This window comes from Nocardia sp. NPDC004260, assembly GCF_053603155.1.
Genome location: NZ_JBSGEZ010000059.1, coordinates 13,129 through 27,092 on the forward strand (window position 1 = coordinate 13,129; position 13,964 = coordinate 27,092).

10 protein-coding genes are annotated in these 13,964 nt (G+C 66.3%); 7 read left to right on the forward strand and 3 right to left on the reverse strand.

Annotated features, from left to right (window positions below):
• The first annotated feature begins 88 nt into the window (after positions 1 to 88).
• Together ACWEO7_RS28210 and ACWEO7_RS28215 are read left to right on the forward strand one after the other, a co-directional pair.
• A complete protein-coding gene (locus ACWEO7_RS28210; protein WP_452427615.1) occupies positions 89 to 3,112 on the forward strand; it encodes a Tn3 family transposase in 3,024 nt (1,007 codons plus the stop codon).
• A gap of 194 nt (positions 3,113 to 3,306) precedes the next feature.
• Positions 3,307 to 4,653, forward strand: a complete 1,347-nt coding sequence (locus tag ACWEO7_RS28215) for a 2OG-Fe(II) oxygenase (RefSeq protein WP_452427617.1) — start codon at positions 3,307 to 3,309, stop codon at positions 4,651 to 4,653.
• A gap of 258 nt (positions 4,654 to 4,911) precedes the next feature.
• Here ACWEO7_RS28215 and ACWEO7_RS28220 read toward each other — a convergent pair whose 3' ends face one another.
• Entirely contained in the window at positions 4,912 to 5,847 is a 936-nt protein-coding gene (locus ACWEO7_RS28220) for a tyrosine-type recombinase/integrase (RefSeq protein ID WP_452427619.1), read from the reverse strand.
• 204 nt (positions 5,848 to 6,051) lie between these two features.
• Positions 6,052 to 6,969 (reverse strand): hypothetical protein, encoded by a 918-nt coding sequence (locus ACWEO7_RS28225; protein ID WP_452427621.1) that lies wholly within the window; start codon positions 6,967 to 6,969, stop codon positions 6,052 to 6,054.
• 309 nt (positions 6,970 to 7,278) lie between these two features.
• On the opposite strand from ACWEO7_RS28225, the gene ACWEO7_RS28230 reads away from it, so the two are divergent.
• From ACWEO7_RS28230 to ACWEO7_RS28250, 5 genes are all read left to right on the forward strand, one after another.
• Positions 7,279 to 7,551: a hypothetical protein gene (locus tag ACWEO7_RS28230; protein WP_452427623.1), complete on the forward strand. Its 273-nt coding sequence runs from the start codon at positions 7,279 to 7,281 to the stop codon at positions 7,549 to 7,551.
• A gap of 221 nt (positions 7,552 to 7,772) precedes the next feature.
• Positions 7,773 to 8,231 carry a hypothetical protein gene (locus ACWEO7_RS28235; RefSeq protein ID WP_452427625.1) on the forward strand — a complete coding sequence of 153 codons (459 nt, stop codon included), beginning with the start codon at positions 7,773 to 7,775 and terminating at the stop codon, positions 8,229 to 8,231.
• A 385-nt stretch (positions 8,232 to 8,616) separates the two neighbouring features.
• Entirely contained in the window at positions 8,617 to 10,203 is a 1,587-nt protein-coding gene (locus ACWEO7_RS28240; RefSeq protein ID WP_452427627.1) for a 3'-5' exonuclease, read from the forward strand.
• Between the two features lie 144 nt (positions 10,204 to 10,347).
• Positions 10,348 to 11,427: a hypothetical protein gene (locus ACWEO7_RS28245; RefSeq protein WP_452427629.1), complete on the forward strand. Its 1,080-nt coding sequence runs from the start codon at positions 10,348 to 10,350 to the stop codon at positions 11,425 to 11,427.
• The gene (locus tag ACWEO7_RS28250; RefSeq protein ID WP_452427631.1) at positions 11,408 to 12,259 is read left to right on the forward strand and encodes a hypothetical protein; all 852 of its coding nucleotides are present in this window, start codon (positions 11,408 to 11,410) and stop codon (positions 12,257 to 12,259) included. The genes ACWEO7_RS28245 and ACWEO7_RS28250 overlap by 20 nt, the downstream gene beginning before the upstream one ends.
• Before the next feature lie 268 nt (positions 12,260 to 12,527).
• Here the strand turns inward: ACWEO7_RS28250 and ACWEO7_RS28255 are convergent, their stop codons facing one another.
• Complete coding sequence (locus ACWEO7_RS28255) at positions 12,528 to 13,616, reverse strand: hypothetical protein (RefSeq protein WP_452427633.1); 1,089 nt, start codon at positions 13,614 to 13,616, stop codon at positions 12,528 to 12,530.
• Positions 13,617 to 13,964: the final 348 nt, after the last annotated feature.

The following is a 13,964-nucleotide window of genomic DNA, read 5'->3' on the forward strand; positions in this document are numbered from 1 at the left end:
CGGGGGTCGAGGAACAGTTTCGCGAGATCCGGCGCTAGCGATCCTGATGCGGGTAACGGGGTTGGCGGGTAGGTGATTTCATGTCGCGGTGACGGATGAGGGTTACGGCCGATTCGGGTCGTATTCACGGGTTGAGCTGGAGAGATTCTTCTATCTCGATGATGAGGACCGGCGGTTGATCGCGGCCCGCCGCCGTGACTACAACCGCCTTGGATTCGCGCTTCAGATGGTGACGGTCCGTCACTTGGGCATGTTCCTGGTCGATCCCCTGGATGTGCCGACAGAGGTGGTCGAGTATGTCGCTGAGCAGCTCGGCATCGCCGATCCGGCGTGTCTGAAGAGTTACGTGGATCGGGACAAGACCCGGCTCGAGCACGCGTGGGAGATCCAGCGGGAGTATGGCCTGGTCTCGTTCGGCCAGGTCGAGGCGGAGTTGGTGGCGTGGATCGCGGATCAGTCGTGGATGACCGGCGACGGCCCGAAAGCGATCTTCGACGGCGCGGTGGCCTGGCTGCGGGAGCGCCAAGCGCTGCTGCCGGGTATTACGACGTTGGAACGGCTGGTCGGGGAGGGCCGTAAGGCGGCCGATCGGCGGCTGTGGGCTCAACTCACGGGAGGATTGTCGGGGTCGTCGAAGGCATCGTTGCGGTCGCTGCTGAGCCCGCCCGCCGATGGCAAAGGGCGGGTCACCGAGTTGGAGCGGCTGCGTAAGGGCGTGTTCCGGCCCACCTCGAAGGGCATGGTCGCAGCGGTGGCCCGGTTGTCGGACCTGATCAGGGTCGGGGTCGATCTGGATGTGTCGCAGGTGCCGCCGCGCCGGCTGGTCGGGTTGGCGACCTACGGGTTGTCGAGCAAGGCGCCCCAGTTGCGCCGGTTGGAGCCACTGGAGTATCGGCTGGCGGTTTTGGTGGCGACGGTGAAGGTGCTGATCGAGCGGGCCACCGACGACGTTCTCGAGTTGTTCGATCTGCTGATGGTCACCGACCTGTATTCCAAGGCCGAACGCGAATCCAGGGACGAGAAGCTACGCCGCTACCCACGGGTGTCCCGGCACGCGGGCAAGCTCGCTGCCGCGGTGAAGGTGCTGCTGGAGATGACGGAGGTGGGACCGCAGCTGAGCTTGGAGATGATCTGGGACCACATCGAGAACAACGTCACCAAGGGTGAGCTGCGCAGAGCGGTCGCCGCGATCGAAGTACTGGTCCCGGCCGACGACGCGGAGTTGAACGGGCAGCGGCTCACCGAGCTGGCCGGGAGACTGGCGACGGTGCGCACATTCCTGCCCCCGATGATGCGGGTCGTCGAGTTCGGTGCGACCCCAGACGGCGCGGCGGTGCTGGCGGCGACAAAGACTCTTGGTGAGTTGATGACCACGAAGACGAAACTGCCCGCAACCTGGCTCGATGCCCGCAAGGTCGATCACGACCTGATCAGCAAGGCATGGAAACGCCTCGTCTATCGGGAAGGCCGCCCGGCGGAGACGGTGGACCGCGCCGCCTACACGTTGTGCCTGTTGGAGCAGTTCCACCGCAATCTCAAACACCGCAACATCTTCGCGCCACACTCGTCGCGGTGGCGCGACCCCCGCGCCCAGTTGCTGTCTGGGGCGGCGTGGGAACGGACCCGCGAGGCGGGCATGAACGCGCTGAACCTGCCCTCGGACCCGGCGACGCTGCTGGCCGATCACGCCGCCGCGGTGGATGCCGCCTACCGGCAGGTCGCCGCTCGCCTGGACGGCGACGGCCCTGCCAGCATCGACGAGGACGGCAAGCTGCACCTGGCCGCACTCGAGGCAGTGCCGGACCCGCCGTCGCTGACCGATCTGCGTCGGCGCGTCGAGCGGATGATGCCAGAGGTCGATCTGCCCGAGATGGTCTTGGAAGTGATGTCGTGGGTGCCCAGGTTCACCGAGGCGTTCGTACACGCCTCCGGCAATGACGCCCGCGTCGCCGACCTCGGATTGTCGGTGGCCGCGGTGCTGTGCGGGCATGCGATGAACGTGGGTTTCAAACCGGTGACCAGTCCCGGTGTGCCCGCGCTGCCCCGGGACCGGCTGCATCACGTCGACCAGCACTACGTGCGACTCGAGACGATGAGCAACGCAAACGTCGCGCTGATCGAGGCCCAAGCGCGGGTGCCGTTGGCGCGGACCTGGGGTGGCGGGCTGCTGGCGTCGGTCGACGGCATCCGGTTCATCACCCCGGTCCGCACGATCCACGCACGACCGAGCCCACGATTCTTCGGACGCCGACGAGGCATCACCTGGTTGAACATGCTCAATGATCAGGCCGCCGGCCTGGCCGCCAAGGTCGTATCCGGCACCCCACGCGACTCGCTGCACATCGTTGATGTGTTGCAGAGCCAGCGCGGCGGACAGGTGCCCGATTCGGTCATCACCGATACAGGATCGTACAGTGACATCGTCTTCGGTCTCCTGCATTTGACCGGCTACCAATACCGGCCGCAGCTGGCGAACCTGCCCGATCAGCGCCTGTGGCGGTTCGACATCCACGCCGACTACGGGCCACTGGATCAAGCCGCCCGCGGTCGCATCGATGCCGAGAAGATCGCCACGCACTGGCAGGACATATGCCGGGTGGCGGTGTCGATCCACTCCGGTGAGGTCTCCGGTCACGACGTGACCCGCATGATTTCCCGCGATGGGCGGCCGACCCCGCTGGGGGAGGCGATCGCGCACTACGGCCGGATTTTCAAGACTCTGCACATCCTGCGGCTGGCCGACGACGAACCCTACCGGCGCGAAGGCAAAGCCCAGGCCAACCTCGTCGAAGGCCGCCATGACCTGGCGCGGCGGATCTACCACGGCCGCAAAGGGGAAATGGTGCGCACCTACTACGAGGGCATGGAAGACCAACTCTCAGCACTCGGGCTGGTGCTCAACTGTCTCGCGCTGTGGAACACCATCTACAGCGACCGCGCCTTGGAACAGCTTCGTGCACAGGACTATCCGGTCCGTGAGGAGGACGCTGCCCGGTTGTCGGCGTTCATCCGCAGCCACATCGGCATCGACGGGCACTACGCCTTCCACCTGCCCGACCTCGGCGGAACACACCGCCCGCTACGTGATCCCGACGCCCGCGACGACGACTGACACCTGACTTTTCGGGTTCGCGAGCCGGAATTTGCGCACTGACCGGGGTGCGGTAGTGGCTTACCTGCGTACGGCGTAGACCTGGGCCGGGGGGCCCGGCCGACTCTGTCTCCGCTGTTCCCGGCATCGGGGACTGGATCGTCGGTGGGCCCTGAGAGGATGCCCGCGACGGTTGCCGAACATGGGAGAAGTGCATGACGGACGAGACCCTGCGGGTGATCGGCGAGCTCATGGGTTCGGCGCCGTCGGGGGGTTCATTCGCTGCGCGTCGGACGGGGTCGGCGGAGAACCTGCTGATCGAGGTAGAGGGGGTGGGGCCGATCCGGTTGCCGGTGATGCCGGCTCAGGCGCGGCGACTGTGCGAGGTCGCGCGGCCGGCACGGTATGGATTGCGCGAGCAGACCCTCTTGGACGCGACTGTGCGCGACACATGGGAGGTTCCGCGGGACCGGGTGACGGTCGACGAGCGGTGGTGGCGCGAGACGTTGCTGCCCATGCTGGACATACTGCGGGCCGAGCTGGGTCTGGCGCCGGATTGCGAGTTGTCGGCGGAGCTGCATTCGATGCTGGTGTATGAGCCGGGACAATTCTTCCGGCGTCATCAGGATTCGGAGAAGGCTGACGGCATGATCGGCACGCTGGTGGTGACTCTGCCTTCGGCGTTCACCGGCGGGGAGTTGGTGATCGAGCAGCAGGGGACGAAGGTCACCGACCAGGGTTCACCGCAGGAGCTGTCGTTCGTCGCCTTCTATGGCGACTGCGAGCATGAGGTGCTGCCGGTCACCGACGGTTTCCGGATCACGCTGACCTACAACCTGGTGGCGAAGGGGCGTACCGGCCCGGACGCGGCCGCTTTCGCCACGCATCCGTCGGTCGCGTTACTGGCCGAGCAGTTGCGCGCGCATTTCACCACACCGATGGAGTCTTTCCACGACCAGCCGGAGAAACGCCCACCTCCTCGACTTGTCTACCTGCTGGATCATCAGTATTCCCAGCAGGGATTCGGGTGGGATCAGCTCAAGGGCGGCGATGCTGCCCGTGCCGGGCTGATGCTCGCCGCGGCCGAACTCGCGGGATGCGACATATCGCTGGCGCTCGCAGAGGTCGTGGACTCCTACGACGAGGACGACTACACCTCCTACATGTTGATCTATCGTCAGCGTTGGGAGCGCGTCGAAGACGGGTGGAAATGCGTCGAAAGCTCTGAGGTGGACTTCGATGACGACGGGGAAATGGTGGATCCCGTGCCCGATGACCCCGAGAGCTTTCCGGTGCAATCCAGCCTTCCTTTGGTCCCGGGATCGGAAGATCTCGGCGAGCTGCGCGAGTCGATCATCACATTGACCTGGCTGATCGACCGGTCAGGGACGGCCGGTGAGCCCGCTGAGCCGTATGTCCTGGACGAGGAGTTGTGCACGGGCGAATCCAACTCGACGCTCGAGCCGTTCGCGTCGGAAATCGAGGGTTACATGGGCAATGAAGGCAACACCGCCAATTTCTGGTACAGGCGCGCGGCGATCGTCATCCGCCCCCGTCAATAGAACAGCCCGGCAAGCAATCCCCGGCGTCAACCGTCGACGCGTGACGACCTGTCAGCCACAGGCTGACGAGTCGGCGGGTTGCCTCTGCCGCTGTCGGATCGGAGCAAGTCAGGTCAGCCGGACCCGGATAATCGACGACAGCACTGACACGACCCGGCGGCGAGTCCCGTCGACCGGCGACACGGACGGTCCGCGCACTTGACTAGATGACCTCGGAGCCGTAGGCGTCGCACTGATTGGAGCGCCCTTCGAGCTGGATCAGCGCCCCCGCCGCCGTGCGGCCGGGTCGCTGTCGGCTTGATAACGGCGCAGCCCTTCATCGGACACCCGCGCGTATTTGGCAAGGCTGCGAACCGACGTGTGGCCCGACAGCTTCATCAGCACCGGCGTCGACGCGCCCTCCTCCGCGGCGTGCGTCAACCGGGAGTGCCGCAGCTGGTGCAGCGTGTACGGGCCGTCGCTGAAACGTTCGGTGTGGGTCTCGAACAACTCCGCCGCGCGCCGATACGACAGGCGCGCCCGCCCTGTCGACGGGTCGATATCGTTGCGGGCTACCGAGGGCTGCGCTTTGCGGTCGGTAAGAAACAGCGGACCGGATGTGCGGCCGGCCAGCAGCCGTGGCAGCAGCCGCGCGGTGCTGGTCTGCCACGCGATGAGCTCGCGCGCCCCGCCCTTGCGGGTCACCACCGCGCATCGGTTCGCTGTATCGAGGTCGGGCACATCGAGCATCAGTACTTCCTCGGCGCGTGCGGAGGATTCGTAGAGCATGTGCCACAGCACCCGTTCCCGCAGTGGTGCATCCGATCCCAAGATCTCGGTGACCCGCTCGCGGCTCAACGCTTTGCTGGTGTCCGGTGGTGCGGGCCGGGCCCGCAACCGCACCAGTGGATCACCGGTCAGCCACTGCTGTTCACGCCAATACCCGCACGCCGCCGCGAGCGCGGTCAACCGGATGTTGAACGTCTTGGGAGCCTTGCCGCCCCACACGAACGTGAACCAGCCGGCGACCCGATCCGGTTCCCGATCGAGCAACGCCACATTCGTGTCGGCACCGAAATCGGCCACCAACCTGTGCAGCGCCGCCGCGTAGGTCGCACGAGTGTTGGGCACCGTGATCGTGGCCAGGTAGATCCGCACCGCGTCGGCCAACCGCACACTGCTCACCGGCGGCGGCAGCATCCGAACCCGCCCCATTCGACCGACCTTCCACCAGTACCGCAGATAGTTTCCCGAGTCGCCCCCGCTCGAACAGCGCATCGCGGCAGGACGAGACCGACACTACCACACATAGTGTGCGACTATATGCGGTAACTGCTAACCGCCGGATTTCTCAAAGATGTTCCTCGTCCCCCCACTCGGCGTCATCCATGACATTTCCAGCCTAGGCCGCAACACCCATCACGCCGACATGCCCTGGGGCGAACTCAACAGCTTGAACACGTGCGCTCGCTCGGCAGCGAGATCAACCGGCTCACCGGCCACGGTGTCGAGCAGCTGCTGCAGCGGCCAGCGATGCAGCACCCCGTAGCGGGCGGAGTAGAGGGCGATCGTGTGGATCCGGAAGGTGTCGGTGGTGTCGAACACCGCGTAGCCGATCACCTGGTAGATATCGGCAAGCGACAGCGAGTCCGCGCGCCCGGACTTCGTCGCGGTACCCAGCCGGGTCTTCAGCTCGAGCAGCGCGCCGTCGACGATGATGTCGGCGTCGGCGCCGCAAAAACGCGAGGCGGCGAACGTCGGCCCCAACGCCACCGCCGACATCGGCGGAGACAGCAACTCGCCGAGTTCGCTAAGCGCCAGTACGTACAGCGCCCGCACCTGTGTGATCGCATCATCCGGAGCCAGCGTGAGCAGCGTCTCCGCGTTGAAGCGGCCACTGCGGATGGGATCGGCCAACAGCGAGGCGGGGAAAGCGAACGGGTTGCGGTACACCTCCGTGCACAACGCCAGCGCCCAGCACGCGCGGATGACCGTCGACAACGCGCTCGCCGACAGCGGTCGACGAGCTGCGGCACCGGCCAGCCGCGCCACCTCGAGAACTTCGCCGATGTACTCCGGCCTACAGGAGATCCACGGGGACGCTACCGCGATCTGCGGTCGATAGTCGGCGTCCAGGGTGAACCGAATGAGGAAATCGAACGCGGCACCCAGGGTTCCCGGGTTCGCGGTGGCGCCGTCGACCAGCAGCGTCCCCGCCGATGCCCGGTAATCGGCTTGCACGGGCTTGATGTGCGGGAAGCGCCGATCGAAATACTGGCGCAGCGGGCAGTGCTTGTCGCCGATCGCGGCGGTCAAGCTCACATATTGGTAGCTCACATGCATAACTGTGGCACGTCGGACCGACACGATCCGGCGGGCGGAAGACGATGCGTCCGAGGCTACTTGGCTGACTTAGGCACCTCTGAGCTGCCGTTCGCCGCCTACATCCGGCAAGATCCGACTGCGGTACATTCAATCAATCGGCGTCGGTGGCTGCCGGTGGTCGTCGCTCAGCTCGACTGACTAGACCTGACCGCGATCGAAGATGAGGCGTGATCGGTAGCTTTGGGTTGCGGTCCATCTGGGGCACCTGCGGGCGCAGGGATGGCGTCGCGCGGACCGCTGGATTTTGTGGAGGGGAATGCAATGAGCCGAGTCGAATGCCCGTCGTGGTGCGTGGAGGACCGCGAGCCGGAGGCGCCGGAGGAATCGCACGGACACATTGCGGAGGCGACGTACGTGCCGCGCGAGGGCTACAAGCCGGTCGCTATCGACCTGTACCGCGACGACCTGCCGGACTCCCGTGCAACGTATGTGCGGGTGGACTTCGGCGACGGCGGGCACGAGATGTCGGTGGCGGACAGCATGATGCTCGGGTTCCGATTGGTGCTCACGGCTATGCGCGGCATCCTCGGTTAGACGTCGTGGAAGGTTTCGGGGCAGCCGACCGAGCGGGCGCCCTTGCCGAATCGGTGATGCACCGCGAAGGTGACGAGAGGTTTTGCGAGCCACGCAGTCCGATCCTGGTCATCCCCGAGTAAGCCCAGCGGGTTGCCTCCGGCAGCCGCCCGCCTGGTTCGTGCGATCGCCGCCGTTTCGATCAACGCGTGGTGTCGGTCGCGACTGGTCTAATTTCTGGTGTGGACAACAGTGACGTCGTGGCGAACACCAGCATGGTGTGGTTCTCCCTGCTCAACCTCGATGACCGGGTGGCCTTGCTCGCCGAACCCGGCATGCCGCTTCCGCGATCGTTGGCGGACGACCTCAGGCGGATGGATCCCAGCTACGTCGTAGGAGAAGCGGTCTGGACTGCGAATTACACGGGCAACGCCGCAGAACAGTTGCTGCCGAGCTTGCAAGGTGTCCTGGCCACCTACCGCGAGCCTCTGCTCAAATGGTGGAGGACGCTGTCCGCCGATGATCAGTCCATGTTCATCGAGCACCGGGACGGGTCACTGCCTGAATCGTCTTGGGACCTGGCCCGTAGCGCACCCGGTGGCATGGCCAGCACCATCATGGATTCGACCAAACGCGAGGTCTCGCTCACCCCGATCGCTCAAGTGTTCCTGGAGTGGAAGGCCCGCGAGCGGAACTCCTGACCGCGAACCACGTACTGCTCACGACACCGCAGGCCCAGCCCTTTCGCCAACGACCGAGCCTGCGGCGTTCCGGCCAAGGCCCGAACTCGACGCTTCAGACCCCGGCCTCACCCAGGACATTGCCACTCTCCCCGAGCATGTCAAGTGGCGCCCGTTCGGCTGCGACACCTGGGCGAGATGCCCGACCGACCCGGGTGAGAGGGGTAATCTCGGCCCAGCCTCGAACTGCGGTCGAGGAGTGATCACCAACCGCTTCGGCCCCGCACCTGCGCCCGGGGCCGAAGTCATGTTCGTGGACGCGTGTCGAAGTTCTTCTTGTCGGTGGGTCCTGGGACGATACTGCTGAATCGCCTTGCAAGCGTTGCGATTTGAGGAGACTTCGTCGATGACTGCCAGCGCCCGATCCCACTACGGTCCGCTCGTGCTCGCCGACGCGATCGGGCTGGCGCGCTGGCAGTTCGAGAAGGCCGACGCAGCCGGGATGCTGCCCAAGCCCGGCCACCCCAGGGGCTGGCTGCCCGAGCAGGTCGAGCAGATCCGTGGCCTGGTGCCGCAGATCGTCGAGCGGTTCGGCGCCGAGCATCCGATCGGCTCGGCGCGCTGCGCTGAGCGGCTCACGCGCCGTCTCGGCCGGCCGGTGCAACATACCGACATCCACGCACTCGCGGAAGCCGGGCACCTCGAGGTCGTCGACGTGTACTCACCCCGCGGCGGCGAGGAGTACGAGCTGTTCGCGCCCGCCCAAATCGACGCAGTCAGCGCCGAGCAGGTCGAGGCGGTCATCGCCGCCCGCGAGGCATGGACCGCGACCTCGGTCAGCCAGGACGAAGCCTGCACACGGCTGGGGTGGCAGTGGCGCGAGTTCGCCGCGGTCGTGGCCGAGCGGCAGATCCAGAAAGGCCGCTTCGGCCGCTACCGCCGCGAGGACATCGACGCCCTGGCCGCCGACGAAGAACTCGACGAACAGGTCCGCCAGGACCGGCTCGTCACCGCCGACGCCGCCGCGGAACTGCTGGATGTCGTGCGCCGTCACTTCGACATCGCCGTCGAAGCCGGATGGGTGAAGCCGAAAGCCCACCACGACAAAGAGGTCGGCCGATACCGCACCGTGTCGGTGCCGTTGTACCGCACCGGTGATGTGCTCGCGCTGCTGGATTTGCCCGACATCGACTGGGAACAGGTACGCGCGACCCCGAAAGGTGAGAAGTCGCCCCTGCTGGAGCTGGTCGGCGGCCGCGCGGTGTCCCGCTCGCGAGCCATCCGCGCGTTCCTGAGATGGTTCGGCGCCGAACACGGCATCGAGATGTGGGGCTGGTGGGTGCCCGGCCCGGACGTGTGGGAGATCGACTGGGAACGCATCGACGGCGGCCCGACCAAAGGCGATGTCGAAGCCGCGATCGAGCAGAACCCACTCCTGCGTACCTACCGCTCCAGCATGCAACTGCACTCCGCAGCCGGCGCGGCGATCCGGTTCGCCCGCAGCATGCTCGAACCCGGCGCCGCGGTCATCCTCGACACCGAAACCACCGAGGAAATGTACGGCGCGGTGATCGAGATCGCGGTGATCGACGCCGCCACCGGCAAGACGCTGCTGGACACCTTGGTCAACCCCGGCCCCGGCATGCCGATCACACCGGGAGCCTTCGCTGTGCATGGCATTACCGACGCCGAGGTCACCGCCGATGGCGTGCCGGACTGGCCCACGGTCTACAAGCGGCTGTTGCGCATCACCAAAGACCGCACCGTTCTCGCCTACAAGGCCGAATACGACCGGTCCGTGATCACCTCCGACTGCACCCGCCACGGCATGCGCCGCACCCGGCTGGCCGACAGCAGCCACTGGGCCGACGTCATGGTCCCTCGAGCCGACCACGCTCACTCCCGCAGGTGGTTGCCCAACGGAGGCGGGCACCGAGCGTTGGCCGACGTGCGACAGACCCGCCACCATCTGCTTCGGATGACGGCGCCGTAGCAGGGAGGAGGCCGTGGTCGGTGTTGCCCGGCTCGCAGTATGGGTTGCCGTGCAGGTGCCTGGCTCGCGTCACTAGTTCACGACACGTCGTGTTCGGTAAACCAATAGTTTCCGTGGGGTTCGGAATGCTTGTATTATCCGAACATGAGCGTGGGTGAAGCGCCACCGCGGACCGAAGCCGAGATGCTGTCGGCGGCTGCCGCCGTGATCCGAGACAGGTTGCCCGCGACCTGGACGTTGCAAGAGCAGCCAGGGCCCGACGACGGCGGCGTCGACGCGGTGTATACCGTGCAGGGCTCTGACGGACGGCAAGTCACCTTGTTCGTGGAGGCCAAGCACGAAGTGCGGCCGCGCGATCTTCATCGCGTCCGCAATCAGCTCGCCCACTGGATGGCTCGGCGGCCGGGAAGCGTCGGCGTGGTGGTCGCACCGTATTTGTCCGAATCCGCCCGGGAACATCTGGCCAAGTCCGGGTTGTCGTACGCGGATGCGACCGGCAACCTGCTGCTGCGGGTGGACTCACCGGCGCTGTTCCTGCGTGATCGGGGCGCAGACCGCGACCCGTGGCGCGGTCCCGGGCGGCCGCAGTCGACACTCAATGGTGAGCCTGCGGCCAAGATCGTGCGCGCCTTGGCCGACATCGCCGGTCCGTGGAAGATTCGGGAGCTGGTCGACGTATCGGGCGCCTCGACCGGCTCGGTGTACCGGGTGCTGGAATTCCTGAACGCCGAGAAGTTGGCCAGCCGCGACGAGGACGGTTTGGTCGTGGTTTCGAGCCCGACCGCGCTGCTGCGGCGCTGGAGCCGGGACTATCAGTTCCTGCACGCCAACACCACGACCCGCTGGATCGCACCGCGGGGAATGACGGTCTTGATGGATCGGATGCGCAAACGACCGGTCGCCGACTACGCCGTGACCGGCAGCCTCGCCGCCAGTGTCTGGGCACCGTATGCCCCGACGCGCTCAATGATGCTGTATGCCACCGATCCAGAGCAGGCCGCCCAGGCGTGGGATCTGCGCCCCGCCGAAGCCGGAGCCAACGTGCTCATCGCCCGGCCCGCCTATCCTGTCGTCCTCGAAAGAACTCGCAACGCGCTCGACGGACTACGGATCGCCGCTCCCAGCCAGGTCGCGGTGGATCTGCTGACCGGGCCAGGGCGAGCACCCGCCGAAGCCGAAGAACTCCTCGACTGGATGGAGCGCAATGAACAATCCTGGCGTTGACCCCGCCGACCTGCTCATCAAGGCACGCACCGTCATGCTGGACGCCCTCGAAGCACTCGCCGAGCAGCGACAAGCGGTCATCGTCATCGGCGCTCAAGCCGTCTACCTGCACACCGGTGGACTCGACATCGCCCTGGCCGAAACCACCAAGGACAGCGACCTCGCCCTGGACCCCGGTCTGCTCGAGCCCGACCCCAAGATCGAACAGGCCATGCGCGAGGCCGGCTTCTTGCCCTCGGCGACAGGACAGCCGGGTTCCTGGATCAACGCCGACGGCATTCCGGTCGACCTCATGGTCCCAGCCAAACTCGCCGGGCCCGGCACCCCGCGGACCCGGGGTGGGCGCATCCCACCCCACGACAACAAGGCCACGCGCCGCTGTCACGGCCTCGAAGCCGCCCTGGTCGAATACCGCGAAATGCCGGTGAGGTCTTTGGCACCCGGCGATTCGCGCGTCATCGCCATCAAGGTCGCCTCGCCCGCCGCGTTGATCGTCGCGAAATCCCACAAGATCACCGAACGCCTCGACGATTCTCGCCGCGTCAACGACAAGGATGCTCACGACATCTACCGGCTCTTCGCCGCAGTCCCCACCGAGGACTTACGCGAGGGATTCCTGGCCCTGCTCGCCGACGAACTCAGCCGCGAAGTCACCAGCACCGCCCTGGACCAGCTCGCCGAGCATTTCGCTGGACCCGAAGCCATCGGATCGGTAATGGCCGGACGCGCCGAGGAAGGCGTCGGCGACCCCGAAACCACCGCCGCTGCGGTCGCCTTCCTCGTCGCCGACCTGCTCGAGGCGTTGGACGTCATCAGCTCCGACCGCACATAAGCGGCCAGCATCCGAGCGGTGCCGCCCGCGATCGCCGAGTGTGGCACCACCCGTCAGTGTTGCGCGGTCGGCTACTCTGATGGACGAAATGCCGCTGGCCGCGGGCCGGGCGCCGATCCCGAGAGGGAGTCGGTCCATGCCCGGCGGCCGGATCTAGTGCCGCTGGCCTCGGGCCGGGCGCTCCTCTCATGCTTCGAGGAGGCCCGCCGTGACGTGGCACCGATTCCCGACTCGGCAGTGGCCGACCGCAGCGGTCGCGCACGCACGGTCACAGGTTCAGCGGAATCGTCGTGTCCTTGAGGATGGCCTCCACGGTTTCCAGGCCGGGCACCTCCAGTCCTTCGTCGATGAGCCGGAATCGGTGCGGCTCCGCCCATTTGCCCTCATCGGTCGTACCGTTGTGCCGTCGACGCGGATCGGTCCACACATCCAACAGGCCGAAGGCCTTCAGGTTGCGGTGGGTGTCCCATGTGGCCCGGGTCAGGTCGTAATCGATCAGTCTCGTGCGGGGGGCGATGCGCAGATCGCAGGGCAGGCTCCCATCTTCGGATGGTTTCGGCGGGTCCGATTGCGTCCGAAGCTCGCGGTACATCAGCCAATTCGCGATCTCGCGGTTGGTCAGTGCGTGCACCCAACCGTTGATGAAGAACTCGATCGGGATGGTCAACGTCGGGGTACGCCGAGCCTGCGGTGGGGTGTAGACCGGCGGTTGCGTGCCCTCGACATTGCCGACCTCGCTGTGCAGGCGCACATCGTGGTAGCGCGGGCTACCGCGGCCGCCGCCAGACGGCAGAGAGACCAGCCCGACATCGGCCAGCTGTGCGAGGGCGCTGCGGATTTGACGCTGCCAGTTGGTAGCGGTCGTCGCCGCGAACTCACCACCGTCCGGTCTGACCGTGTGGGTCGCGTTCACCGCGATCAAATCCACGAGCCCGAAACGGTGATCGTCGTCGCAGACGATCGGGATGTCCACGCGCGACCCACGACGCAGTGCCCGCGGCTGCGTCTGGACGAGAAACAGCATTGTCAGCGCGGTGCGCAGCGCCACGCCCTTCGGGATGGTGGTCAGTTTCGCGAGCGCGGGCGGGCGCGGAAGGTCCGGCTTGGGTCGGTCGACGATATCGCCCGCGGCTTCGAGTTCGTCGGGTGTCAGGGGATGGAGACGGCGCAGGAACCCGGCGCGCACCTCGATGTGGGTTCGGCGGGTGCCGCCCAAGTCGTACCACTGTTGCAGATTTGCCCGCACATCCTCATCGATCCGCTTGCGGCCGTCGACCTTGATCGCCTGCAGGTTCGCCAATCGAGTCTGCCGGTGGTCGCGCTTGGGCTTCGATCCGCTCCTGCCGGTACCCGTCACGGGCTGCACTCTACCGAATCAGGACGGAATGCAGAAAACCGATTGATGCGTCTAGAGGTCTTCCTCTATGTCCCATCGTCACCTTCTGAGCGTAGGCGTATCAATCCGTCATCGCTCCGGCCCCGATGCTACTCGACAATTGGCCGCCGATCCACTGGACTGGGTCCCGTTCGCCCCGCTCGGCGCCCGCGCCGCACGACGCCCGCGCCGAGCGGGGCGAACACTCCTCCCGCCGCACGCGGTGCTCCAACGGAAGAGCTCACCGTTGGAAACCGAAGGGAGAGGAGGTGATTCACATGGACGAGCGCCCGAGGCATCCGTTTTGGCGCAGGCTCCGGCGCTGGGCGC